The 25,044-nt window shown below is 49.2% G+C and carries 23 protein-coding genes; 11 read left to right on the forward strand and 12 right to left on the reverse strand.

From position 1 onward, the window contains the following. Positions 1 to 14 precede the first annotated feature (14 nt). From BFP76_RS05905 to trpB, 6 genes are all read left to right on the forward strand, one after another. Complete coding sequence (locus BFP76_RS05905) at positions 15 to 500, forward strand: MarR family winged helix-turn-helix transcriptional regulator (protein WP_099592260.1); 486 nt, start codon at positions 15 to 17, stop codon at positions 498 to 500. Positions 501 to 769: 269 nt separating this feature from the next. After that, positions 770 to 2,449 carry a 30S ribosomal protein S1 gene (gene rpsA / locus BFP76_RS05910; protein ID WP_099592261.1) on the forward strand — a complete coding sequence of 560 codons (1,680 nt, stop codon included), beginning with the start codon at positions 770 to 772 and terminating at the stop codon, positions 2,447 to 2,449. Positions 2,450 to 2,765: 316 nt separating this feature from the next. After that, on the forward strand, positions 2,766 to 3,047 hold the full coding sequence (gene ihfB, locus BFP76_RS05915) for an integration host factor subunit beta (protein WP_099593913.1): 282 nt from the start codon (positions 2,766 to 2,768) through the stop codon (positions 3,045 to 3,047). Between the two features lie 49 nt (positions 3,048 to 3,096). Further along, a complete protein-coding gene (locus tag BFP76_RS05920; protein ID WP_205661380.1) occupies positions 3,097 to 3,438 on the forward strand; it encodes a LapA family protein in 342 nt (113 codons plus the stop codon). 82 nt (positions 3,439 to 3,520) lie between these two features. Continuing rightward, positions 3,521 to 4,165, forward strand: coding sequence for a phosphoribosylanthranilate isomerase (locus BFP76_RS05925; protein ID WP_420818658.1), 645 nt, complete (start codon positions 3,521 to 3,523; stop codon positions 4,163 to 4,165). Beyond that, positions 4,155 to 5,390 (forward strand): tryptophan synthase subunit beta, encoded by a 1,236-nt coding sequence (gene trpB / locus BFP76_RS05930; RefSeq protein ID WP_099592264.1) that lies wholly within the window; start codon positions 4,155 to 4,157, stop codon positions 5,388 to 5,390. The genes BFP76_RS05925 and trpB overlap by 11 nt, the downstream gene beginning before the upstream one ends. Before the next feature lie 96 nt (positions 5,391 to 5,486). Here the strand turns inward: trpB and BFP76_RS05935 are convergent, their stop codons facing one another. The 6 genes from BFP76_RS05935 to BFP76_RS05960 are packed head-to-tail and all read right to left on the reverse strand — an operon-like array spanning position 5,487 to position 11,421. Beyond that, the gene (locus tag BFP76_RS05935) at positions 5,487 to 6,272 is read right to left on the reverse strand and encodes an SDR family NAD(P)-dependent oxidoreductase (protein ID WP_099592265.1); all 786 of its coding nucleotides are present in this window, start codon (positions 6,270 to 6,272) and stop codon (positions 5,487 to 5,489) included. Beyond that, positions 6,272 to 6,979: an acylneuraminate cytidylyltransferase family protein gene (locus BFP76_RS05940; protein ID WP_099592266.1), complete on the reverse strand. Its 708-nt coding sequence runs from the start codon at positions 6,977 to 6,979 to the stop codon at positions 6,272 to 6,274. Before BFP76_RS05940 ends, BFP76_RS05935 begins: the two co-directional genes overlap by 1 nt. Beyond that, positions 6,976 to 7,908 carry a Gfo/Idh/MocA family protein gene (locus BFP76_RS05945; RefSeq protein ID WP_099592267.1) on the reverse strand — a complete coding sequence of 311 codons (933 nt, stop codon included), beginning with the start codon at positions 7,906 to 7,908 and terminating at the stop codon, positions 6,976 to 6,978. The genes BFP76_RS05940 and BFP76_RS05945 overlap by 4 nt, the downstream gene beginning before the upstream one ends. After that, on the reverse strand, positions 7,905 to 9,263 hold the full coding sequence (locus BFP76_RS05950) for a 3-deoxy-D-manno-octulosonic acid transferase (RefSeq protein WP_099592268.1): 1,359 nt from the start codon (positions 9,261 to 9,263) through the stop codon (positions 7,905 to 7,907). Before BFP76_RS05950 ends, BFP76_RS05945 begins: the two co-directional genes overlap by 4 nt. Before the next feature lie 6 nt (positions 9,264 to 9,269). Next, a complete protein-coding gene (neuC, locus tag BFP76_RS05955; RefSeq protein WP_099592269.1) occupies positions 9,270 to 10,394 on the reverse strand; it encodes a UDP-N-acetylglucosamine 2-epimerase in 1,125 nt (374 codons plus the stop codon). Continuing rightward, entirely contained in the window at positions 10,387 to 11,421 is a 1,035-nt protein-coding gene (locus tag BFP76_RS05960) for an N-acetylneuraminate synthase family protein (protein WP_099592270.1), read from the reverse strand. The genes neuC and BFP76_RS05960 overlap by 8 nt, the downstream gene beginning before the upstream one ends. A 159-nt stretch (positions 11,422 to 11,580) precedes the next feature. Between BFP76_RS05960 and BFP76_RS05965 the strand changes: the two genes are divergently transcribed. From BFP76_RS05965 to ccmI, 4 genes are read left to right on the forward strand one after another with little or no spacing between them, the layout of a single operon-like run. Further along, entirely contained in the window at positions 11,581 to 13,572 is a 1,992-nt protein-coding gene (locus tag BFP76_RS05965) for a heme lyase CcmF/NrfE family subunit (RefSeq protein WP_099592271.1), read from the forward strand. Positions 13,573 to 13,577: 5 nt separating this feature from the next. After that, positions 13,578 to 14,135 carry a DsbE family thiol:disulfide interchange protein gene (locus BFP76_RS05970; protein ID WP_099592272.1) on the forward strand — a complete coding sequence of 186 codons (558 nt, stop codon included), beginning with the start codon at positions 13,578 to 13,580 and terminating at the stop codon, positions 14,133 to 14,135. Further along, complete coding sequence (locus BFP76_RS05975) at positions 14,135 to 14,605, forward strand: cytochrome c-type biogenesis protein (protein ID WP_099592273.1); 471 nt, start codon at positions 14,135 to 14,137, stop codon at positions 14,603 to 14,605. Before BFP76_RS05970 ends, BFP76_RS05975 begins: the two co-directional genes overlap by 1 nt. Continuing rightward, positions 14,602 to 15,738, forward strand: a complete 1,137-nt coding sequence (ccmI, locus tag BFP76_RS05980; RefSeq protein WP_099592274.1) for a c-type cytochrome biogenesis protein CcmI — start codon at positions 14,602 to 14,604, stop codon at positions 15,736 to 15,738. The genes BFP76_RS05975 and ccmI overlap by 4 nt, the downstream gene beginning before the upstream one ends. Here ccmI and BFP76_RS05985 read toward each other — a convergent pair. Beyond that, positions 15,735 to 17,816: a protein-disulfide reductase DsbD family protein gene (locus tag BFP76_RS05985; RefSeq protein WP_165775670.1), complete on the reverse strand. Its 2,082-nt coding sequence runs from the start codon at positions 17,814 to 17,816 to the stop codon at positions 15,735 to 15,737. The genes ccmI and BFP76_RS05985 overlap by 4 nt on opposite strands. Before the next feature lie 151 nt (positions 17,817 to 17,967). Here BFP76_RS05985 and BFP76_RS05990 point away from each other — a divergent pair, with 151 nt between their 5' ends. After that, positions 17,968 to 18,693 (forward strand): DsbA family protein, encoded by a 726-nt coding sequence (locus tag BFP76_RS05990; protein ID WP_099592276.1) that lies wholly within the window; start codon positions 17,968 to 17,970, stop codon positions 18,691 to 18,693. Here the strand turns inward: BFP76_RS05990 and BFP76_RS05995 are convergent, their stop codons facing one another. Genes BFP76_RS05995 through bcoG form a run of 5 tightly spaced genes read right to left on the reverse strand, consistent with a single transcriptional unit; the run spans position 18,694 to position 25,024 of the window. Then, positions 18,694 to 19,479: a carnitinyl-CoA dehydratase gene (locus BFP76_RS05995; protein WP_099592277.1), complete on the reverse strand. Its 786-nt coding sequence runs from the start codon at positions 19,477 to 19,479 to the stop codon at positions 18,694 to 18,696. It abuts the gene before it with no gap. Next, positions 19,472 to 21,517 (reverse strand): acetate--CoA ligase family protein, encoded by a 2,046-nt coding sequence (locus tag BFP76_RS06000; RefSeq protein ID WP_099592278.1) that lies wholly within the window; start codon positions 21,515 to 21,517, stop codon positions 19,472 to 19,474. Before BFP76_RS06000 ends, BFP76_RS05995 begins: the two co-directional genes overlap by 8 nt. After that, positions 21,517 to 22,677 carry an acyl-CoA dehydrogenase family protein gene (locus BFP76_RS06005; protein ID WP_099592279.1) on the reverse strand — a complete coding sequence of 387 codons (1,161 nt, stop codon included), beginning with the start codon at positions 22,675 to 22,677 and terminating at the stop codon, positions 21,517 to 21,519. Before BFP76_RS06005 ends, BFP76_RS06000 begins: the two co-directional genes overlap by 1 nt. Positions 22,678 to 22,682: 5 nt before the next feature. Next, complete coding sequence (locus BFP76_RS06010) at positions 22,683 to 24,119, reverse strand: carnitine 3-dehydrogenase (RefSeq protein WP_099592280.1); 1,437 nt, start codon at positions 24,117 to 24,119, stop codon at positions 22,683 to 22,685. Beyond that, complete coding sequence (gene bcoG, locus BFP76_RS06015; RefSeq protein WP_099592281.1) at positions 24,116 to 25,024, reverse strand: 3-dehydrocarnitine:acetyl-CoA trimethylamine transferase BcoG; 909 nt, start codon at positions 25,022 to 25,024, stop codon at positions 24,116 to 24,118. Before bcoG ends, BFP76_RS06010 begins: the two co-directional genes overlap by 4 nt. Positions 25,025 to 25,044: the final 20 nt, after the last annotated feature.

Raw genomic sequence — 25,044 nt, forward strand, 5'->3', positions numbered from 1 at the left:
GCGAGGATAGAAATATGGATCATGTTGATAAAATTGTTAGCCAGTGGAACTCGGAGCGCCCCGATTTAAATGTTGAACCAATGGAATTAATTGGGCGTTTTGGGCGAATAGCGCGATACTTAAGCGATGAAATGGCGCGAACATTTGTCAAACATGGTCTGAATTCTGCCAGTTTTGATATGCTTGCCACCCTGCGCCGTGCGGGTACTCCTTATGCGCTCTCGCCTAGTGCGCTTATGGCGAGTACCATGGTGACATCGGGTACAATGACCAATCGCATTGATCAGTTGGAGAAGGCGGGGTGGGTTACACGACGCCAAAACCCCAAAGACAAACGCGCATTTATCATCGCCCTGACAGACGAAGGTTTTGCGTTGATCGATCGAGTGGTGGGTGAACATGTCGAAACCCAAGAACGATTGGTTTCGGGCTTAGACAAAGAAGAGTTTCGCACCCTAAACGATTTATTGCGACGTTATTTAGAGAATTTCCAAGATTGATATAGAGCTGGGTAATATCATTCTTTGTAGCCTTACTGCTTTGTTTTATTGCCCCATCACCCCTTTACCATCACCTAAAAATCCCCTATACGCGGCGCTAATCGCGCAAAGCGGCGGGGCAATGACCCCATTGAGTGAGCAGGGCTGGATAAATTCTGGCCCTTTGTGTGTTTGAAGCAAACTCTTGCACGCGTGATTGTAACGAAACCCAAAGACCCGTGGAACCAACCGCGCGGCCCGTATAAATGACTATGATAGGAAACTGATATATGTGCGCTAAAGCCACTATGGACGAGTTTGAAGCACTCTTGCAAGAAAGCTTCGAAATTGACACACCTGAAGAGGGTTCTGTTGTCAAAGGTAAGATCATCGCAATCGAAGCTGGCCAAGCCATCATCGATGTGGGCTATAAAATGGAAGGCCGCGTTGATCTCAAAGAATTCGCAAGCCCTGGCCAACCAGCAGAAGTAGAAGTCGGCGATTCTGTCGAAGTCTTCTTGAAATTGGTTGAAAATGCCCGTGGCGAAGCCGTGATTTCACGTGACGCAGCGCGTCGCGAAGAAGCATGGGATCGTTTGGAAAAAGCATATGCCGCAGAAGAGCGCGTTGAAGGCGCAATCTTTGGCCGCGTTAAAGGCGGGTTTACTGTTGATCTGGGCGGCGCTGTTGCGTTCTTGCCAGGTTCACAAGTTGACGTACGCCCCGTGCGTGATGCTGGCCCATTGATGGGTATGGCACAGCCGTTCCAAATTTTGAAAATGGACCGTCGTCGTGGCAACATCGTTGTATCACGTCGTGCAATCCTTGAAGAATCACGTGCAGAACAGCGCGCAGAGATCGTTGGCAAATTGGCCGAAGGCGATGCAGTTGAAGGTGTTGTGAAAAACATCACTGAATACGGTGCATTCGTTGATCTGGGCGGCGTTGACGGTTTGTTGCACGTTACCGACATGGCGTGGTCACGTGTGAACCACCCATCAGAAGTGTTGGCAATTGGTGAAACTGTGAAAGTCCAAGTTGTGAAAATCAACAAAGACACACACCGCATTTCATTGGGCATGAAACAGTTGCAAGACGATCCATGGGGCGATGTTGAAGCACGCTATCCATTGGAATCTGTGCACACTGGTCGTGTTACAAACATCACCGATTACGGTGCGTTTGTTGAACTGGAAGCCGGCGTTGAAGGTTTGGTTCACGTGTCTGAAATGTCTTGGACCAAGAAAAACGTACACCCAGGCAAAATCGTTTCCACATCACAAGAAGTGGAAGTTATGGTTCTGGAAATCGAAACAGCGAAACGTCGTGTTTCACTTGGCCTGAAACAAACACAGGGCAACCCATGGGAAGGTTTTGCGAAAAACTTCCCAGAAGGTCAAACTGTTGAAGGTGAAGTCAAGAACATCACCGAGTTTGGTTTGTTTGTTGGTCTAGAAGGCGACATCGACGGTATGGTTCACTTGTCCGATTTGGACTGGAACCGTTCTGGCGAAGAAGCGATCCAAGACTACAAAAAAGGCGACATCGTGAAAGCGGTTGTAACAGATGTTGATGCAGAAAAAGAACGCATCAGCCTGTCAATCAAAGCGCTGGAAGGTGACCCATTTGCAGATGCAACAGCTGGCGTAAAACGTGGTGCGGTTGTAACTGTTGAAGTGACCAAAATCGAAGATGGCGGCATCGAAGTAGAATATGATGGCATGAAAGCATTCATCCGTCGTTCAGACCTGTCACGTGATCGCGCAGAACAACGCCCAGAGCGTTTCAGCGTTGGTGACAAAGTTGATGCACGTGTAACATCACTTGATCCAAAAACACGCAAACTTGGCCTGTCAATCAAAGCACGCGAAATCGCAGAAGAAAAAGAAGCAGTACAACAGTACGGCTCTTCAGATTCTGGCGCGTCATTGGGCGATATCTTGGGCGCGGCGTTGAAAGACAAAGAATAAGTTTTTCAAACAAATTTAAAATGATTGAAGCGGCGTCCATCTGGGCGCCGTTTTCTTTTTGGTGTCAAATCCCATGTACGAATCACCGTTGTCGTGAACTGGATCAAATAGGTGGACGTAGCGTAAGGCGCTGATACTTTTCTGCAAACCTATGTAAACTCGCAATAAATTTTGAATTTTTTGGAAAAATATGCATCATTTACGAGAATAATCGAAACGACTTCTTTGCGAAACGCGCAAAGTCTGTATTATTTGGAAGAGTCCGCACCGGCTGCTCGGTGATAGAGACATAAAAGATTTGGGGAGAATGCTGGCGATGATCCGTTCGGAACTGGTGGATAAGATAGCGGCCGAAAATCCGCATCTTTATCAAAGAGATGTTGAACTGATCGTTGCGACGATTTTCGACGAAATTATTGATGCGATGGCCAATGGGGATCGTGTTGAACTGCGCGGTTTTGGATCGTTTTCTGTTAAAAAACGCGAAGCACGTATCGGGCGCAATCCGCGCACCGGTGAATCCGTGCAGGTCGAAGAAAAATATGTGCCGTTTTTCAAAACCGGAAAACTTTTGCGCGATCGCTTGAACGGCGGCTGATACAAGATTACATCTTGTGTAAGACTTTGCTGATCAAAGGGGCCGTATCATGCGCTATATCCGTTATGCATTCTTTTTTGTCATCGGGCTGTGCCTGATCCTGTTGGCCTTGGCGAACCGTCAAATGGTGACGCTGAATGTATTACCCCATGAATTGTCTGGGGCGTTTGGCATTTCTGAATCCATCACATTGCCATTGTTTTTGGTTATCCTTTTGGGTGTGCTGATCGGGTTAATGATCGGTTTTATTTGGGAATGGATGCGCGAATATAAACAACGCCGCGAGTTGGGTGCCAAAGCCAAGCAAGTGCGCGGGTTAGAGCGCGAAGTCGAAAAGCTCAAAGCGAAAGCAGGCGAAGAAAAAGACGACGTATTGGCGTTGTTGAAATAAGCCACGCTTGCGCGGTATCAGGCTTTTGCTTGATATGTTTCCCTGTTAGGGACAATCGAACAATTTATTTATGGGTGCGGTCATGCGCGTGAAAATCTGTGGTTTGTCCAATGTGGAAACGCTGAATGCTGCGGTGACGGCGGGTGCGGCCTATGTCGGATTTGTGTTTTTTACAAAATCCCCGCGCCATGTGTTGGTGGAACAGGCCAGAACATTGGCGCAAACTGTACCCGTTGGCATTTGCAAGGTTGCATTGACGGTAAATGCGGATGATGCGTTTTTGGATGAAATGCTTGAATCCGTTCCCATTGATATGTTGCAATTGCACGGTAGCGAAACACCCGATCGCGTGGCGGATCTGCGTACGCGTTACGGATTGCCCATCATGAAGGCCGTTGGCATCGCCGATGCCGATGATTTGCCCGCAATTGCCGATTACGCACAGGTGGTGGATCAATTGTTGATTGATGCCAAGCCCCCTAAAAACGCAGACCTGCCAGGGGGGAATGGATTGGCGTTTGACTGGCGTCTGATTGCAGGGCGGCGTTGGGCGGTTCCGTGGATGTTAGCGGGTGGTCTTCGCCCCGATAATGTGGCAGAAGCAATCCGTCTGACAGGGGCGCAACAGGTGGATGTTTCATCCGGTGTTGAAACCACGCCAGGCATCAAAGATGAAAAAATGATCGCGGAATTTATCCGCGCTGCGGGAGGCAAAAATGGCCACTGATATGTTTAATTCGCTGATGAATGGCCCAGATGAACAGGGGCGGTTTGGTGATTTTGGCGGGCGGTTTGTATCCGAAACCCTGATGCCATTGATTTTGGATCTAGAGGCCGAATATGAAAAGGCTAAGACCGATCCAACATTCTGGGCGGAAATGGATGATCTGTGGAAACATTACGTTGGCCGCCCATCGCCGCTGTATTACGCGGATCGTTTGACCCAAGAATTTGGTGGCGCGAAAATTTATCTCAAACGCGATGAATTGAACCATACGGGTGCGCATAAAATTAACAATGTTTTGGGGCAAATTCTGTTAGCGCGACGCATGGGTAAAACACGCATTATTGCCGAAACGGGCGCGGGACAACACGGCGTTGCCACGGCGACAGTTTGTGCGAAATTTGGTTTGAAATGTGTGGTTTATATGGGTGCGCATGACGTTGAACGCCAAGCCCCCAATGTGTTTCGCATGAAATTGCTGGGTGCCGAAGTTGTGCCCGTGACATCTGGTCGTGGCACATTGAAGGATGCGATGAATGATGCGATGCGTGACTGGGTCACATATGTTGATGAAACATTTTATTGCATCGGAACGGTCGCAGGTCCGCACCCATACCCCGCCATGGTTCGCGATTTCCAAAGCATCATCGGCAAAGAAGTCAAAACCCAAATCATGGAGGCCGAAGGCCGTTTGCCCGATTCTGTGGTGGCCTGCATCGGTGGTGGATCAAATGCGATGGGTCTGTTTTATCCGTTCTTGGATGATAAATCCGTGCGCATTATCGGGGTCGAGGCTGGCGGTAAGGGCGTGAATGACAGGATGGAACATTGCGCATCGCTTACGGGTGGTCGCCCGGGCGTGTTGCATGGCAACCGCACCTATTTGTTGCAAGATGACGATGGGCAGATCCTTGAGGGGCATTCGATTTCTGCGGGGCTTGATTACCCCGGCATCGGGCCAGAGCATTCATGGTTACATGACATTGGCCGCGCGGAATATGTTTCAGTGACTGACACAGAGGCATTGGACGCATTTCAGTTATCCTGTCGTACCGAAGGTATCATTCCCGCACTTGAACCAAGCCACGCATTGGCGCATGTGGCCAAGATCGCGGGCGATTTACCATCCGATCATTTGCTGGTGATGAATATGTGTGGTCGTGGTGACAAGGATATTTTCACCGTTGCACGTGCACTTGGTTGGGACATGTCCACATCAGATGCATAAATCCGCGCGTGTTGATCGCGCGGGTTTTTGGATATTTAGACAAAATGGAATAGGGGCGTATCCGCATTGGATGCGCCGCGTTTTATCTAGGTGTTTTTACCACGCGTTGTAACCACCATCGACATTGATGAACTGACCCGTCATGTGATTGGCGGCATTTGAGCTAAGGAAAAGTGCCACGTCGGCGATTTCGTCTGGCTGTGCCATGCGGTCCTGCATGATCAGGGATGACACGCGTTTTTGAAATTCCTCAGAATGGCCGTTGAATACGGCACCGGGTGCGAGCGTGTTTACGGTTGCCTTTTTGCGCCAATAGCTTGCAAGCCAAAGCGTGATGCCGTGAACACCTGCTTTGGTGGCCTGATAGGCGGAAAAATTTTTAAACGGCATGCCATCGTAAATATCGTGATGGGGCGCACGCAGCGCATACATCGATGCGATATTGATCAATTTCAGATCCCATTTGCCGATTATCTGGCGATCAATTTCACGCGCAACAAGGAATGGCCCCGTGAGGTTCACATCAAGCGTTTTGTTCCAAGAGGCAAGCGTGGTATTGGCGAAATCGGGAAATTCAGCGCCATCTTTCATCAACATTTCACCCGTAATGGACGCATTGTTGAAAAACACATTGGGTTTATGCCCATCGCCCAAAAAGCGATTAAAGGTTTCTGTTACGGCGTCTTCGTCCGAAACATCCATTTCATAAAGCGCAAAGTTTTCATTTTTACCGAATGTGTCGTGAAGTCCATCGTATCGCGCACCTTTAAGCTCGGATGCGACAACTTTGGCGCCTGCGTCCAACATGCGGCGCACATATGTGGTGCCAAGAACACCGCCAGAGCCTGTGAGAAATATGGTTTTTCCAGATAAGCTGTTCATTATTTTTTACTTTCGCTCATTTGGCGCGACAGGCGCCATTCTGCATATTCGAAATCTTCGATTGCATCGATATCATGGGCACGATCAGAAGGCACAACACATGGGATCACACGCCCGTCATACAGGAACGTACCACGGCGCAGATATGCCGGATCAAGCACATAGGTGGACGCTGCGTGTTCGTAGACAACCGGCGCTTGTTGGCGTGCAACGACATTCCCAGGCAATGGTTTTGACACGTGAAGTGCGCCTGTTTCGTCCGCCTCCATCAGATTGAAATAGGGGTTTCGATCAGCAATGGCACAGGTCATCACCATGTCGGGTTTTTCCGCCTGAAACAATTCAATGGCCTTTGTGATATCGACGCTTTGGCGCAGAGGTGCGGTTGCGTCCACGTCAACAAATACGGATACGGATTTACCTGTAACCTCTTCTACTGCGCTCAATGCGTGACGCCAGACATCCCATTTTGATGCGGTGTCATTGGCCAATTCATCGGGGCGCAGGCCGATATCAATAGCGCCGCGATCAGTGGCGAATTTCAACATATCCGCACCGTCGGTGGATACCACAACGGCATCAATCAAAGGATGTTCCAACAATTGATCAAGGCTCCATTGCAACAACGGTTTGCCAAGTAGCAGTTTCATGTTTTTTCCAGGTAGCCCCTTGGAACCTGCGCGCACGCCAATATGGCCAAGTATCATGTTTTGCTCCTTATGTTACCAGTGAACTTGCGCTGTTCATAAGCCGCGCAAATCAAATGGCAGGTTGGCATTTCATTGGATAGGATTGGTGCAATCGGGTTTTCCAAAACGTCCCCACGCACAAGGCGAATGAAATCCGCCATCGTATTTTGAAACATGACTTGGCGATCAATGGTCAGATCAAGGTTTTTCACACCATCATCAGTTTCAATTTGATAGTTGTTATTGGCAAGATCAAACGTGATTTTTTGTGATTGCCCCCACAGGACAAGCTTTCGCGTGCTGATGGGGCTAAGATAATCCATACAGACCGTGCCGTGCGTATTATTATTATGAAGCGCAATACGCGTGGAAAAATCCACGCCTGTGTGATCGGGATGAGACAGACAGCTCGCGGTATCAAGGGTGAGCGCACCCATGATTGTATGGGCCATGTCCAATTCATGGCACAGATCAAGCAACACGCCCCCACCATCGGGGCTGGCGGCGTAGCTGTCGGCAAAATTCCAATTTTCGCGCCATTGATGAACATCATGCCCAATGTCAAAACTAAACCGATATGTGTCCAATTCCGCTGTTGCCAAAAATCGCACGGCGGGATGATAGCGCATCATAAACCCAGCAAAACTGCGATCCGCAAGCGGGCCGAGCTGTTTCATAATCAAGTCCATATCCGTCCGACGATAGGCAACGGGTTTTTCAATATAGATTGGCAGTTTGTGCGCGGCCAAAATTTCAGTGATTTCTGTGCGAATTTGTGTGGCGGTGCACAGGATTGCGGCCTCAAACTTTTCTGATTTTAGGCGCCGTTTTAATCCATCAATTCCATCTGATTGCATTGAAATGCTGACAACATCTTCGCCAAGGTGCGACAGGTTATTTGCATGGCGTTTTCCAATGGCGCCTGTCCCGATCACAAGAAAACTCATAATGGATTCCGATCCGTGTATCCTGCATTTTTCAACAATTCTGGCAATGCCGCCAATGTGCGTTGTGTTGCACCAGAATGATCAATGTTGAACTGCTCTGCAAGGGCAGAGAATTGAGCGTTCCCTGTGTTTGAATAAATCTGATTGATCAAGCGTGCAGCCATATCATCAGTATCGGTGCAATGGGCAAGCACCCCTGCCGCAATCGCATCATGTGCGGGATATTCGATTGTCCAAATTTCAGGGCCGACATAAACGGGTTTTTTCAACGCAAGGGGTTCGATCACGTTATGCGCACCCTTGGGATGGAACCCACCACCAACGATAACCGCGTTGGCGAGCTCAAGATAAAAATACATTTCACCCATGGAATCGCCGAGCAAGATATCGGAATTGATCGGGGTTGTCGTTTCCAAATCTGGGGATAAAACCTGACCACGGCGTTGCACGGTCTGACCTTGTGTGGTGAGCCAATCACCCGTGCTGGCAAAACGTTCTGGTGCGCGGGGCACATAAATAAACAATGGGCGTGGGGCGTTGATTGCATCGGCGTGGCGTTGAACGGTTTTGATGACGTGCAGATAACTTTCGTCTTCGTTTTCAACAACACTGGCAAGCGTGATGACAGGGCGCGGTGAAAAGTTTATCGCCCGTGCCGCACTGAGCAAATGTTCACCAATGGGTTGTTCAAACCGCAATTCACCCGTGATTGCGATATTGCTTGCCCCCATATGTTCAAAACGATCGACCTGTGACTGCGATTTCACAAACAAACCCGCAAAACCACGGGTCAATTCACCACGCAGGCTGGTTTTATCGCGGTCACGATTAAAGCTGCGTTCAGGATATTGGGCGTTACACATGAACAATGGCACGCGACAACGCGCAGTGCTGGCAATCATGCGTGGCCAAATTTCGATTTCCATGACCAACCCGTATTTTGGGGCGAATGCATTGAAAAAACGACGGTAACACCAGTGAAATTCAAATGGCACGTAAACGGGCACAAGTTTACCCGCGCCAATAGCATCGGGGAACAGATTATGGGCAGATTTGCGCCCAGCAGGTGTAAAATGTGTTGTGACGATGGTTTCGCCCCGATCCAGCAATTCCTGTACCAATGGCGCAGCAGATCGCATTTCACCAAGCGATACGGCGTGAATCCAAACGCTATTTTTTTTAACCTTCGGATAAAACCCAAACCGTTCAGGAATGTGGGCGCGATATGCGGGATCTTTGCGCCCGCGCCACCAAAGATAAAACAAGATCAGTGGAAATAACACGACCCACAAAACGGTGTAACACAAAAGGGCCACACGCATGCGCAAGCTGGGAAAGGGCGAATGTTTTGTCATGCCGCGCTAGTCAACAAAGGTTTTTTGCAAGCTGCGATCCCAGAACGTGTCATCGTTCAACACATCAACAAATCGTTTGGCGGTATCGCCGCCACCAAAACCAGTGTCGGCATCAAATTTTTGCCCCCAAGATGTGGCGAAAAACGCAGCGATTTTATCGCGGTCATTGGCCGCTGTTTGGGTGATGGATGGTGCGTTAGAACGATTTGTTTGGCGCGTGCCAACATCAAGGCTCGGCACACCTAAAAATGGTGCTTCACGCACCCCTGCGGAGCTGTTGCCGATCAGCGCCTTTGCATTGCGCAACAGCTCGGAAAAATACAAGAAACGCATGGATGGAATTTGGCGGAAACGATCCGCCGGTAATTTGGCGATGGCGTCAAAAATCTCTGCCGAGCCGGGATCATTATTGGGCAAGATTACAACGAAATTTTTTCCGCTTTGATCCAAGGCTGAAAACAAATCACGCGCCTGTTGTCCCATGGTTTTGGTTTCGGATGTCACAGGATGAAAGGTAACGATACCATAGTCATCAAATGGGATTTCATAGCGGGTTTTCACCTGTTCAAGGCTTATCCCCGTTGGAGCGCCGTGCGCATCCAATTCGGGTGATCCGATGGTGTAAATGGTTTCGGGTGCCTCTCCCAAGGCCATGACGCGTGATTTTGCATTTTCAGAACTGACAAAATGCGCGGCCGCCAATTTGGAATTACAATGGCGGAAAATTTCATCGATGGTGCCGGATACTTCGCCGCCCTCGATATGTGCACAGCGCACATAGTTTGTGGCACAGACCAAGGAACAGGCCAATGCTTCGACGCGATCACCGTGGATAACCACCAGATCGGGTTGGCTTTCACGGATAAAATCGGAAAATCCCAGCACGGTTTTTGACAGGATCAAATCCTGTGGGTCGCCTTCGCGTTGGTTTATGAATTCTGCGATTTCAACACCCGTCACACGCTGTACCTCGATCTTGGTCAGGCCATATCGTTGCATCATATGCATGCCTGTGACGAAAAACGTAACGCGATATCCTGCATCGCGCGCAGCAATGGCCAGCGGTTCCATTTTGCCAAAATCCGCGCGTGTGCCCGTGACGAAAACCAGATGTTTCTGGGAATTAGGCATCTTCAAAATCAGACCATTTAAGTTGCTGATTACGTTTGACCGCAACATTTAATTTGCGCCCAAGTACCGCGTCAAATTCAAAGCCCGCGATTTCACCACTGCCGGGGCGGCGCGCCCAAATATCAGATTCGCCAATCACGGTGCCAGCGGGTAAATCTTTGTCGGCGACAAGTGATCCGCGTGCAAAACGATACACATCCTCTTCGGGACCTGTGCGTTCCTTTTTGTTGTGCAAAGCTGTGTGAATGTGGCGTGATTTTTCAATGATTAATGCCAATTCCGCAGGGTCCATTGAACAGACGATATCGGGACCAACGCGTTCCATCGTATCGGTAAAGTGGCGTTCCAAAATACATGCACCCAAAGCCACAGATGACAGCGCCATTTCTGGCCCAATGGAATGGTCGGAAAATCCAACAACCGCATTTGGAAATGCTTTTTGCAAATCAGTGACACCTTGGAGTGACACAATTTCAGGGGGCGATGGATACAGGTTGGTACATTCCAACAGCGCATATTCAATGCCTGCATTATCCAAAATTTCAACCGATGCGCGAACAGTGTCGATGGTTTGCATGCCCGTTGACATAATCACAGGTTTCCCAAAACTCGCGATATGTCGGATCAGGGGCAGGTTGTCTGCCTCGCCCGAACCGATTTTATATGCGGGCACGTCCAGACTTTCTAAAAAATCGGCGGCGGCGCGGGAAAATGGGGTGGAAATGAATATCATCCCCAAGGATTCGGCGTATTCTTTTAATGCTTTTTCATCTTCGCGTGACAGGGCGCATTGTTCCATGACCTCCCATATCGACACGTCCGCATTGGGCGGAAAGATTTGTTTCGCTTCTTCTGTCATTTCATCTTCGACGATATGGGTCTGGTGTTTGATCATTTCACAGCCAGATTCATGCGCCAAACGCACCATGTTTTTGGCAACCTCCAGATCACCGCCGTGGTTAATGCCAATTTCGGCAATTACAAGCGGCGGATGGTTTGGAGAAATTTCGCGATTACCAATTTTCATGGGGTAAGTCCTTGTTGTTTTGATTGGTTTTAAACCGCATTTCGAGGGGAGGCAAACAAAGAAGCACAGATTTGACGTTTAGGCATTATGCCACATAAGCGTTACTTGACCCCGCTGGGTGAAAAAGGGGAAAAGAGGGCCGAAATTGGAGCAAACCCTATGATCCCTGAATTTGGACATCTGGCATTAACTTTGGCCTTGGCGATTGCATGTGTGCAAAGCGTGCTGCCCATTCTTGGCGCAGGGCGGGGCAATGTGCAGTGGATGCAAACCGCACGCACAACAGCGATATTACAAGCGGTGTTGATCGCGATTGCCTTTGGTGCGTTGATGCGTTCATTCATGGTAAGCGATTTTTCCGTATTAAACGTTGTGGAAAATTCACATTCGTTAAAACCCATGCTGTTTAAAATGGCCGGAACATGGGGGAGCCACGAAGGTTCATTGTTGCTCTGGGTATTTATCTTGGCTGTGTTTGGCGCGGCCGTGGCCGTGTTTGGCAGCAATATTCCATTGTCGTTAAAGGCACGAACATTATCGGTTCAGGCGTGGATCACGGTTGGATTTTTATCATTCCTGTTGTTCACATCAAACCCGTTTTTGCGGGTATTCCCAGTGCCGCTTGATGGCAATGATTTGAACCCGTTATTGCAAGATGTCGGATTGGCGATCCATCCGCCATTGTTATACATCGGCTATGTTGGGTTTTCGATTGTGTTTTCATTCGCTGTAGCGGCATTGATCGAAGGGCGTGTTGATCCTGCATGGGCGCGTTGGGTGCGGCCATGGACATTGGCCGCATGGGTGAGCCTGACCGCGGGGATCACGCTTGGATCTTGGTGGGCTTATTACGAGCTTGGCTGGGGCGGCTGGTGGTTTTGGGATCCTGTGGAAAATGTTTCCTTTATGCCTTGGTTGTTGGGAACGGCATTGTTGCATTCTGCAATCGTGACCGAAAAACGCGATACGTTCAAAAGCTGGACGATATTATTGGCGATTTTAACGTTTTCATTGTCTCTGCTTGGCACATTTATTGTGCGCTCTGGCTTGTTAACATCTGTTCATGCTTTTGCTGTTGATCCCGAACGTGGGGTTTATATCCTCGCGCTTTTGGGCGTGTCCATTGGCGGATCACTAACATTGTTCGCAGCACGTGCAGGCGCGATGGAACCGGGTGGAATTTTTGGAACGATCAGTCGCGAAACGGGGTTGATGATTAATAATCTGTTGTTGGCGACGGCGACGGCAACAGTGTTGTTTGGCACATTATATCCATTGTTCCTAGAGGCCATCGCGGGCGAAAAAATATCCGTTGGCCCCCCATTTTTTAACGCTAGTTTTATTCCCATCATGTTGCCATTGGTGATCGTAATGGGCGTGGGGCCGTTTTTACCATGGAAACGTGCCGATCTTCCCGGAGTATTGACTCGGCTAAAATGGGTGGCGGGAATATCAATTTTGGCGATGATTGGTGTTTGGTATTGGACAACCAAGGGACCCGCGCTTGGCGTTTTATCCATTGGTGCGGCGGTATGGCTCTTGTTGGCCACGATGATGGAATGGAGCAAACGGGTAAAGCTATTCCAAGAACCCTTTGGTGCATCTTTGCGCCGTGCACGTAATTTACCCCGCGCAAGTCATGGCATGACGTTGGCGCATGCAGGGCTTGCAGTTTGTATTCTTGGCTTTGTTGGGTCGAGTGCGTGGAAAGAAGAAGTCGTTACATTTGTGGAACCGGGAACAGATGTGAAAATCGCAGGGTTTGATGTGCGCTTCCAAGGCGTGGAACGTGAAATGGGTCCAAACTATATCACCCAAATTGGCACGCTCGTCGTGGCAAAGGATGGTCAGTTTATCACCACTTTACACCCAGAGCGGCGCACATATCCCGTGGCACAATCAACCACGACGGAATCGGCCATTCGCCAAACCGTTGCGGGTGATCTTTACGCATCCATTGTGGAGCCAAGCGCACAATCAGCACGCGGGAAATGGACATTGCGCATTATTTACGAACCCTTGGTGAATTTCATTTGGTTTGGCGCAGCGTTAATTGTGTTGGGCGGATTGTTTTCGCTGTCAGATCGCCGGTTGCGCGTGGGTGTGCCAAAGAAAAGAATATCGCGGGCAGTTCCCGCTCCAGCGGAGTAAATGTGATGAAACGAATTTTGATGACATTACCCATGGTATTGGTGCTGATTTTGGGTGCTTTTTTGTATTGGGGTTTAAACCCTGATCGTAATCCAAATGAAATCCCATCGCCGCTGTTGGGGAAATCCGTGCCAGATTTTACGCTTGCTGGAATTGATGGTGTTGATGTTGGCGGATTTGGTTCCGCAGAGCTATCTTCGGGTGGGATTAAGCTGGTGAATGTGTTTGCATCATGGTGTGTGCCTTGTCGTGCGGAACATGGTGTTTTGATCAAGCTGGCGGCGCGTGAAAATGTGCAACTTTATGGTATCAATTACAAAGATAAGCCCACAGATGCACAACAATGGCTGGCCGAAATGGGGAACCCATATGCCGCTGTGGGTTCAGATTTTTCAGGACGTGTCGGCATTGAATGGGGCGTGTCTGGTGTGCCCGAAACATTTATTGTGAGCCCTGATGGCGTGATTTTATACCATTACCGCGGGCCATTGGTTGGTGATACGGCGCTGCGCGATTTTGGCGAAGGGCTGCGCCGCGCACGTGAACAGATCGGGCAATCTTGATGTTTAAGCACTGTGTTCTGATCCTTGCCTTTGTTATTGCGCTGCCAAGTTTTGCCGTGGAACCCGATGAAATTTTGGACGATCCCATCTTGGAAACGCGCGCGCGTGATATATCAGCGAATGTGCGTTGTGTTGTTTGCCAAAATGAACCCATCGATTCATCAAACGCAGGTGTTGCACGTGATTTACGATTGTTAATTCGCGAACGATTGGTTGCAGGCGACAGCGATGATCAGGTTTATGATTTTCTGGTGGCGCGGTATGGCGATTATGTGTTGTTCAAACCCCCGTGGCGACCCAGTACATATTTGTTATGGCTTGCACCATTTTTGATTTTGGGTGGTGGCATTATTGGCATGGTTTACGCACTGATGCGAAAACCCCAAAACCCACACGCAGGTTTGAATGCCGATGAACAGGCGCAATTGGATGAATTAATTGGTTCCAACAACGAAGGGGATGCGACATGATTTGGGGTGCTGCGTTCATTCTGGCGTTGATTTGTTTTGGGATATTGTTGCATCCCGTGTTGCGCCCATCACAAACCAAACAACTTGTTCATGGCGAAACAGCACTTGAAATTTATAAGGATCAATTGGCGGAAATCGATCGGGATTTGGCACGCGGTTTGATTGCAGAGTCAGATGCCGCGGTGGCGCGATTGGAAATTCAACGCCGTATTTTGGCGATGGGCAAAGGGGTACAAAAGCGACCATTTTCCCCCACTTCAAATCGGATCATTATGATAATCGCTGCGTTGTTTGTACCAATCGTTGGTGTTGGTGTGTATTCCATTACAGGTTCACCAGATGCACAATCTATGCCCTATGCATCACGTAGTGAAGAGGTGGCACAGGCGCGTGAAATCAATGACCTGGCCCAGCGTTTGCGCGAAAAACTTACCAATCATGCGGATGAGGGACCATCAGAAGGCTGGATGTTGTTAGGGCAGACATATATGGGCATGGCGCGGTATAACGATGCCGCCGAGGCGTTTCGTGTTGTTGCAGAACGTGAGGGAGCGGATTCCGTAGTGTTTTCACGATATGGCGAGGCGCTGATTGCTGCGGAAAATGGCAACATAACCCCGCTTGCAGAAACACAGTTGGATCGCGCGTTGGAGTTGGACGCGCGTAACCCCGCGCCGAGTTATTACAAAGCATTGGCGTTTCAACAACGCGCCGATTTACAAAGCGCATACCAAATTTTGGCGGATCGTGTGGCGTTGGATCAAACTTGGCAGCCTTGGATGGAAAGTTTCGCCCAGTTGGCGAATGATATTGGCGCACAGATTGATCGCCCGGCATTAACATTGCCTGAACGCCCAGCTGGACCGAGCGCGGCAGATATGCAGGCCGCCCAAGACATGGATGCGGATGAACGCGCAGCTTTCATTCAATCTATGGTGACGGGACTTGCAGAACGATTGGCACAAGATCCAAACGATTTGGATGGTTGGTTGCGTTTGGCGCGCGCGTATCAAGTGTTGGGCGAAACCGCCAAGGCCAAAGAGGCGTTTCAATCAGCGAAACCATTAGCGGATAAACTGGGCAATGATGATCCGCGCAAAGAAATCGTTGCACAGGGATTGGCACAAAATTAACGCGCTGCGTTTTCCAATGCATCCAGCACAGATTGCGTTGTCAAAACCTCTGGCAAAGGAATGCCATTGGGTGCCTTGGGGCCATAAACAATATTGAAAGGGATGCCGTAACGTTGGTTGGCTGCCAAAAATTGCGCAATGGTGTCGTCTGGTTTTGTCCAATCGGCAATCATGGGAACAACATCATCTGTGCCTAGAATTGCAGCGATATCATCACGTTCCATAACCAATGTTTTATTCGCCTTACACGTCAGGCACCAATCGGCAGTCACATCGACAAATACGGTTTTACCCTGTGAAACCAGAGTTGGAATATTCCCACGATCAAAATTTTGCCATGGGATATTTGATGCCGTGGCGTTTGGTTTTGTTGGTGACTTTGCTAGCACAATGGGCGAAGAAATAGCGATGCCCACCATCGCCAATGCAACAAGTTTGCGCAAATTCCCAACCACGTGTTTTTGCGCCAAGACCATGATGGAAACAATTGCCATCAACAACGTGGCAATGACCACATAACCCCCTGCAATTTTCAACAATACCGCTGCTAGCCAAAGGGCCGTTAGGACAAGCAATAAGCCCAGAACCAATTTTAGCTTATTCATCCACGCACCTGGTTTTGGCAGATAACAAATCCATTTGGGGCGCAGTGCCAGAACAATATAAGGAAGCGCCAATCCAACGCCAAGTGCGGTGAATATCGCGATGGTATCAACGCCAGTTCCCGATAATGCGAATGCCACAGCAGTACCCAAAAATGGTGCAGAACAAGGTGTTGCCAATAATGCTGCAAACGCTCCCGTCAGATAATCGCCAATCAGACCATCGTTGCATTCAGAATCCGCAAGCGCGGTGTTGATGGATTGTGGCAATGCGAATTCAAATAACCCCATCATATTTGCGGCAAAGAGCAAGAGTAATGAAATCACGAATGTTAAAAAATATGGGTTTTGGAATTGTATACCCCATCCCACGGAATGCCCCATGGATTTGGCAATAATCAGTGCCGCGGCCAGTAACCACATGAATGATAAAACGCCCAAGGTCGACATCCAGAAACCTTGTTTGATACGTGTTATCGAGTTGTTTCTTGCCTTGATCGCGCTGGTGATCTTGATTGACAAAACGGGCAATACACAGGGCATAATATTGAGAATGACACCGCCAAGAAATGCGATGAAGATCATCCAAAATATGCTGGCACGAATGGGTGTGTTATTGGAAAATGGCGCATCGGATAATGTGCCAGATGTTGCATCAAAACTGGCGGACGTTTGACCATCGACGATGGTTACACGTAAATCTTGTGAGGTTTCATCATTTTGTAAAACGGGAAAACGGGCCCATAAAATCTTGGCATCGTTTTGTGTTATAATCTGTGGTTTTCCAAACCGTGTTTGTCCAAGTTCGGGAAATACATCGGCGTTGAAAAATTGATCACCTGTTTTAAATTTGGCTGTAAACGTATGATCATCGCTATTCATTTCAGCGCCAAGCAATTTTATCACACCGCTTGTATTTAACGGGGGAACCAATGCGTTTGATTTTGCGATCCGCTTTGCCGACAAACCATCAATGCCAACACCATTAGGGATATCAAGTTTCAATTCAAATGTTTCGGGAATGCAAATATCCGAACAGACAAGCAAGTTGATCTTTGCATCTAAAACAACGGGTTTTCCCGCGTTCGCCAATTGAATGTGCAAAGGAAATGTAACGGCATCTTTGTAGCCGAAATTTTCAATGCCAAATGCGCTAAACCGTGTCGGGGCGGGCCATTGAAAATCAACATTGTTAAGGTTGCTTGAACCTGTCCAATCAATTTCAGGGGGCAAACCCACTTCGCCAGGGGAACGCCAATAGGTTTTCCAATCATCCTTTAGCGTGATGTGAAGTGCTGCGGATAACGTTGTTTGATCGGGTGCAACCCCATCATGTGCACTGATGAGCTTGGCTGAAAGTGAATGCGAATAATAACCCTTGGATTCCAGTGCAAAAACCTGTGATCCCAAAAGGAGCACAGTTAAAAACGCAAATATACGCGTTGCCATTGATTTATATTTCACATCTGAATTCATAAACCTTCTTTGGTTTGAACTTTCGGTTACGTCAATCAACATCTGTGTCACATTCACGCGAAGAATATGTCAAATCGCGTCAAGTTTACTTGATGTACACCGTCAGGCATGATTGAACATAGCGAAGTTTTCCAACAAAAAGGTGTCCTTTATGAAACGTTTAATGTTTGCCACGCTAAGCGCAATTGGGATGTTCTTAATGACACCCGTCGCGGCACAAGATTTTAGCGAAGAAGACATCAAGCGTCTTGCCATAGAGGCGATTTTAGAAAATCCGCAAATCGTGATGGATGCTGTTCAAATCTTGCGCGACCGTGAAGCGGCGCAAAAAGAGGCTGATACCGCACAGGCACTTGCTGAAAACAAAGACACAATAATGGATGTGTCCAACGCGGTTGTGTTGGGCAACCCTGATGGGGACGTTACCATCGTTGAATTTTTTGATTACAACTGTGGTTATTGCAAACGCGCTGCCCCAGCAGTGCATGATCTAATCGATTCAGACAGCAACATTCGTGTGATTTACCGCGAATGGCCAATTTTAAGCGAAGGTTCCGTTGCCGCAGCAAAGGTTTCATTGGCGGCACGCAACCAAGGCAAATACGAAGAATTGCATTGGGCATTGATGGATTTACAACAAGTTGACGAAGCGGCTGCTTTGCGCGTTGCAGAGGGGCTTGGCATGGATATCGCACAGCTTAAAATCGATATGGAATCTGACGCGGTTGCCGAACATATCGCAACATCGCGGAACATCACATCTGCGCTTGGTCTGACAGGGACACCGTCATTCATCGTGGGTGATACGGTTGTCCCAGGTTTCGTTCCCAAAGAAAGCCTTGAAGAATTGGTGGCAAAAGTACGCGCAGAAATGTAATTACTTGCCCTTCCAAACAGGTGCGCGTTTTTCTGCAAATGCGCGTGCACCTTCCAATTGATCCTCGGAATTGTACAGCACATCCACGGTTTCAAATTGGCTTTGGGTGATTTTGTTCATCGCATCTTGGAATTTCATGTTTTCCGCTTCGCGCACGATCTCTTTGATCGCTTCGTTCACCAATGGCGGACCTGATGCGATGAGCGTTGCCATTTCGCGGGCTTTGGCCATCAATTGATCGGCTGGATGAATGTGGTTGATCATTCCCCAACGCGCGGCTTCGGCGCTGTCTAACCAACGGCCAGTGAACAACATCTCCATGGCGATGTGATAGGGGATGCGTTTTGGCAATTTTATTGATGCGGCATCGGCGACGGTGCCACTGCGAATTTCGGGCAGGGCAAATGTGGCGTGTTCCGCAGCGATGATGATATCGGCAGACAGCGCCAATTCCAAACCACCGCCACAGCAAATGCCGTTAACGGCGGCGATGATGGGTTTGTTTAAGCCGCGCAATTCCTGCAAACCGCCAAATCCACCGACCCCGTAATCGCCATCAACGGCATCGCCATCCGCCGCGGCCTTAAGATCCCAACCAGGGCAAAAGAATTTTTCGCCAGCACCAGTTATGATCGCAACACGCAATTCAGGATCGTCGCGAAAATCGCGAAATATTTCGCCCATGATACGACTGGTTGCCAAATCAATTGCGTTTGCCTTTGGGCGATCAAGTGTCACTTCCAATACCGCACCGTCGCGCTTGGTTTTGATTGGTGTTTCAGTCATCTTTGTCTCCTAAAATGATTAAGGCATCGGCGGCGATTGCACGGGTTGGCGTACAGATCAGCGGGTTTATTTCAACCTCTGTTACGCGCCCTGCGTTGGCAATAACATAGTTTTGCAAAGATAGCGCAGCGTCAACGATAGCCTGCTGGTTCGCCGCGGGTTTCCCGCGATACCCTGACAGTATTTTGTTGATTTTTAGCGATGATATGCCCGCGATTATTTCGTTGCTACATGTTGGAAGCGTGATCGAAACGCTGTCAGTCAATAGTTCGGATAAAACACCCCCCGCCGCAATGGTCATACAATATCCATGTGCAGGGTCGAGCGTGACCCCGATTAGTAATTCAGCAACGCCATCGGCGATCATTTCCTCGATAAGAAAATCATCACAAGGCATTGATTTCGCAGCCGTTTCAATTGTTTCCCCATCCGAAAGGTTTAAAACAACAGCGCCCATTTCTGTTTTATGCGCGATCCCTTGCCCTTTGAGCGCGACGGGAAATCCGATGTTTCGTGCGATTGCACCGAGTGTCTCGATGTTTGTCGATGATGTTGATTTTGGCACAGATATACCAAATTCATATAGCCGTTGTTTGGACGATTCTTCAGTGAGGGGCCGTGCATTGGTTGGTAATTTTGCCGTCAAAACAGGTTGATCGTGTATGTCCAACTTGGCAATTTTTGATACCGCCGCAATGGCGGCGAGTGCATCATCAAGCCCAAGGAGAGGAATGATATTGGCACGCATCAGCGCATTTGCCAAATCCTCTGGCATGTTTTCTGGTAGGGTTGCGAGAATGGCCATCGGCACGCCGCTTTGATCGCGCGCATCAATGACGCATTGAATGACATCTGTCCAAGCGGATTGATCACAAATATCACCACGTGGAAAGTCCAACACCAAAATCCCAAGCGCAATATGTGGTTCCAACATGGCGCGAAAGGTAGCGGTCATTTTGGTGGCATGGCCCCAAATATAAGTGTGATAATCCAACGGATTTGACAGCGCCACCATCGGGCCAAGTGCGATTGATAGGTTTGTTTTTTGTGTTTCGCTCAACGGTGGAAAGTGCACATCATACCCCAAGGCGCAATCGGCAATCAAACTTGCCTCGCCACCAGAGCAAGACATGGAAGCAATTGCATTGGATGCAAGTGGCCCAACACAGTGCAAGATTTTCAATGCCTCTAACATTTGTGGCAGGCTTTCAACCTGTGCAATCCCAAGCCGTGTGAATAATGCGCGCGCGCTTGCCTCGCTCCCAGCGAGAGACGCGGTATGAGAGAGGGTTGCAGATTGCGCGCGTTCCGATTTACCGACCTTAAGCGCCACAATTGTTTTCCCACGTTCCCGCGCATTGGCAGCCAATTGTTGAAATTCGGACAGGTCGGCAATACCCTCAATATGAAGTCCGAGTGCAGTGACACGCGGATCTGACAATAGATGTTCACCGATTGCGGACAGGCTAATCTGTGCTTGATTGCCAGCGGTCACGACATAGGCAATTGGCAAACCGCGTTGTTGCATTGTGAGGTTTATCGCAATGTTGGAAGATTGAGTGATGATCGCAACCCCGCTGTCAACCGGCTGCCCACCATGTTGATCAGGCCACAGCGCGATACGATCAAGGTAGTTGATGAAACCATAGCAATTGGGGCCAATGATTGGCATATCGCCCGCCGCAGTGAGCAATGCAGATTGAAGGTCTGCACTGGCTTTGTCTTCTGCAATCGCTTCGGAAAAACCGCTGGCAAAACAGATTGCTCCACCGGCACCGATTTTTCTGAGCTGTGAAACGATATCTATGGTTGCGTGTCTGTTCACCCCAATGAAACAAGCGTCTGGTGGCGTTGGCAATGCGTTGATCGTTGCGAAACACTTTACGCCTTGGATTTTTTCTTTGGTGGGATGGATGGGGTATATTGCACCATCAAAGCCAATTTTGAACGCTTGTTGAATAATGTTATCACACCATGTACCGCCGCCAATCACAGCGATGGTTTTTGCGCGAAACAACCGATCAAGATTGCGTTTCATTATGCACCCAAGGGGCGGAGTAAATCGCGGCTGATAATATGACGTTGAATTTCAGAAGTGCCATCCCAAATACGTTCCACCCGTGCATCGCGCCAAAATCGTTCGATCGGGAAATCATCCATCAAGCCCATTCCGCCAAAGATTTGCAAAGTGGTATCGGTGACACGTGCCAGCATTTCAGTGGCATATAATTTGGCGCTCGCGATTTCACGATTTGCGGGCAATCCTTGATCAAGCCGCCAAGCCGCCGCGAGCGTGAGCCAATCGGCGGCATCAATTTCGGTAATCATATCGGCGATCTGAAAACCCACGCCCTGAAATTTACCAATAGGTTGGCCAAACTGTTTACGCTCGGCGGCGTAGTTCAACGCATAGTCAAAACATCGCCGCGCACGACCAACGGACATGGCCGCAACCGTCAGGCGGGTTGCGTAAAGCCATTCGTTCATAACGGCAAAACCACCGTCAACTTCGCCCAAAACCTGTTCTTTGGGCAAACGACAATCATCAAATGTAAGGATACAGTTTTTATATCCTTTGTGGGATACGGAATTATATCCATCACGCACATCAAATCCGGGCGTGCCGCGATCAACTAAAAACGTCGTGATACGCTTTTTGGGGCCACGCGGGGTATCGTCAACACCAGTGGCAACGAATACAATGAAAAAATCTGCGTGTTCCGCACCGCTGATAAAATGTTTCGATCCGTTTAAAACCCAATCATCACCATCGCGCACCGCACTGCAATTCATGCCGCGCACATCAGAACCAGCATCAGGTTCTGTCATCGCCAAGGCGTCCATGCGATCACCACGCACGGCGGGCAAAAGATAGCGTTCAATCTGTTCGCCCTGACAGGCCATCAGGATATTTTGAGGTCGCCCGAAAAAGTGATTGAGCGCCATTGAACCACGCCCCAATTCGCGTTCGACAAGCGCAAAATCCATGTGGGTTAGCCCAGCGCCGCCAACTGATTCTGGGAAATTACACGCGTAAAAGCCAAGCTCCTTGGTTTTGTTTTTGATATTTTGTGCGATTTCATTTGGAACTTCGCCGCAGCGCTCTACCAATTGTTCATGTGGATAGATTTCGTTTTCAACAAAACTGCGCACCGTATCCACGATCATTTCTTGTTCTTGGGTCAGGCCAAAATGCATCACGACTATCCTCTGGTTTGCTTGGGATCGGGCAGGGCAGCATGCGCCGCTGCCATGGTTGCAAGATTTGCTGCAAGTTCGGGTTGTGGTTCACACGCGCGGCGTGTTTCAAGGCTGACATGGATCAATAATTGTTCACCTGTGGCCAACAATGTTCCATCCGCCGCCAACATACGATGGTGCAATCGTAGCTTTTTGCCCCTGGCTTCCAATAATTGCGATTGCACAGAAATGGTGTCACCCGCATGGGTTTCCTTGATAAACTGGATATGAATATCCACGGTGAAAAAGCTGTTTCCATTGGCGATATAGGTTTCATCCGCGCCGACCGCGCTCATCATCATGTCGGCAGCATCTGAAAAGACTTGGCCATAACGGCTTTCGTTCATGTGACCATTGTAATCTGTCCAGTCCACGGGAACGATACGGTTGGCAGTGATAACGGGCGCAGACACGTTGGAATCAATCGTTGGGCGAAACGATTTTTCATGAGTGTTTATCAATGCACCAGCGGCGGAATCCTGACCTTTTAATGCACGCATCATCGCGACCAAATTATCATCGCGTAATCGTTCCAATTCGCGGATGGATTTTCCATCCGCTTGATCATCAGATTGTGCACCAATGGTGTTTACCAATTCATCGGTTAATTCGGGAACGTCCATCAATTTTGTCCAAGGCCATTTAAGACAAGGGCCAAATTGTGCGATGAAATGTTTCATGCCCGCTTCGCCCCCGGCGATGCGATAGGTTTCGAACAAACCCATCTGCGCCCAACGCAGCCCAAACCCATATCGGATCGCGTTGTCGATTTCTTCGGTTGTTGCGATCCCGTCATTGATGAGCCATAAACCTTCGCGCCAAACGGCCTCTAGAAAACGATCTGCGATATGCGCGTCGATTTCTTTGCGAACATGCAATGGGAATAACCCCAGCGAGGCAAGGATCGTTTTTGCACGATCTACGATTTCGGTTGGGTTTTTTGCACTTGGCACCAATTCGATCAGGGGCAGCAAATACACGGGATTAAACGGGTGGGTTACAACCAGTTGTGCGGCGCAATCCATGCCGTCTTGTAATTCAGACGGCTTGAATCCTGATGTGGATGAACCAATGATCGCGGCGGAATCGACTGATTTTGCAATTTCTTGATAAACCGCGTGTTTCATTTCCAACCGTTCTGGCACGGATTCTTGCACCCATGATGCACCCGTGACAGCGTCGCCAATTGTATCGCAAAATGTAATGCTGCCTTCGGTTGGCAAAGCGGTGTCGTATAACATCGGAAGCGCGCGGCGCGCATTGGCAAGGACCGCATCAATTTTACGCGCGGCCTCTGGATCGGGGTCGAACACGCGGACATCCCAGCCATTCAATACGAACCGCGCCAGCCAGCCACCGCCGATCACACCACCGCCAATAATTGCTGCTGTTTTGGTCATTTTGGTGCTCGTTTTGTTAGGTTTAGTTTTTCACGCACCTCTGCAGGGCCTATGATTTCCGCACCCATATTTTCGATAATAGCGCGTGCTCGCGTAACCAACGCTTCGTTCGTGGCAAGTTCACCTTTGCCAAGCCAAAGGTTGTCTTCTAATCCCACACGCACATTGCCACCCGCCAAAACGGCGGCGGCGACATATGGCATTTCATTGCGCCCAATTGAAAATGCCGACCAATTCCAATCGGTTGGCACATTATTTACCATCGCCATAAAGGTATTCAAATCATCGGGCGCACCCCAAGGGATACCCATGCAGAGTTGCACCAACGCAGGAGATTTCAAAACCCCGCGTTCAACCAAGTTTTTTGCGAGCCACAAATGCCCAGTATCAAATGCTTCGATTTCGGGTTTAACACCCAAGTCTTCCATCATTGTTCCCATGGCCTCTAACATGCCAGGGGTGTTAGTCATGACATAATCGGCCTCTGCGAAATTCATCGTGCCACAGTCAAGGGTGCAAATTTCAGGCAAGCATTCCGCGATATGTGCCATGCGTTCTTCAGCACTCGCCATATCTGTTCCCGCCCCAAGGGGAAGCGGTGCGGATGGTGGGCCAAACACCATGTCACCGCCCATGCCCGCGGTTAGGTTCAACACCATATCAACATTTGCATCGCGCACACGATCCGTCACCTCGCGGTAAAGTTTGGTATCACGCGATGGCGCGCCCGTTTCGGGATCCCGCACATGGCAATGGACAATTGCGGCACCCGCGTTCGCAGCGGCGATACAGCTTTCTGCGATCTGTTTGGGGCTGCGTGGGACATGGGGGCTTCTGTCTTGGGTTGAACCCGATCCTGTGACAGCACAGGTGATGAATACGCGTTTGTTCATTTCAAGTGGCATGGTGAAATCCTTGGAAGTGT

Source organism: Paramylibacter kogurei (assembly GCF_002742285.1).
Classification (GTDB): domain Bacteria; phylum Pseudomonadota; class Alphaproteobacteria; order Rhodobacterales; family Rhodobacteraceae; genus Amylibacter; species Amylibacter kogurei.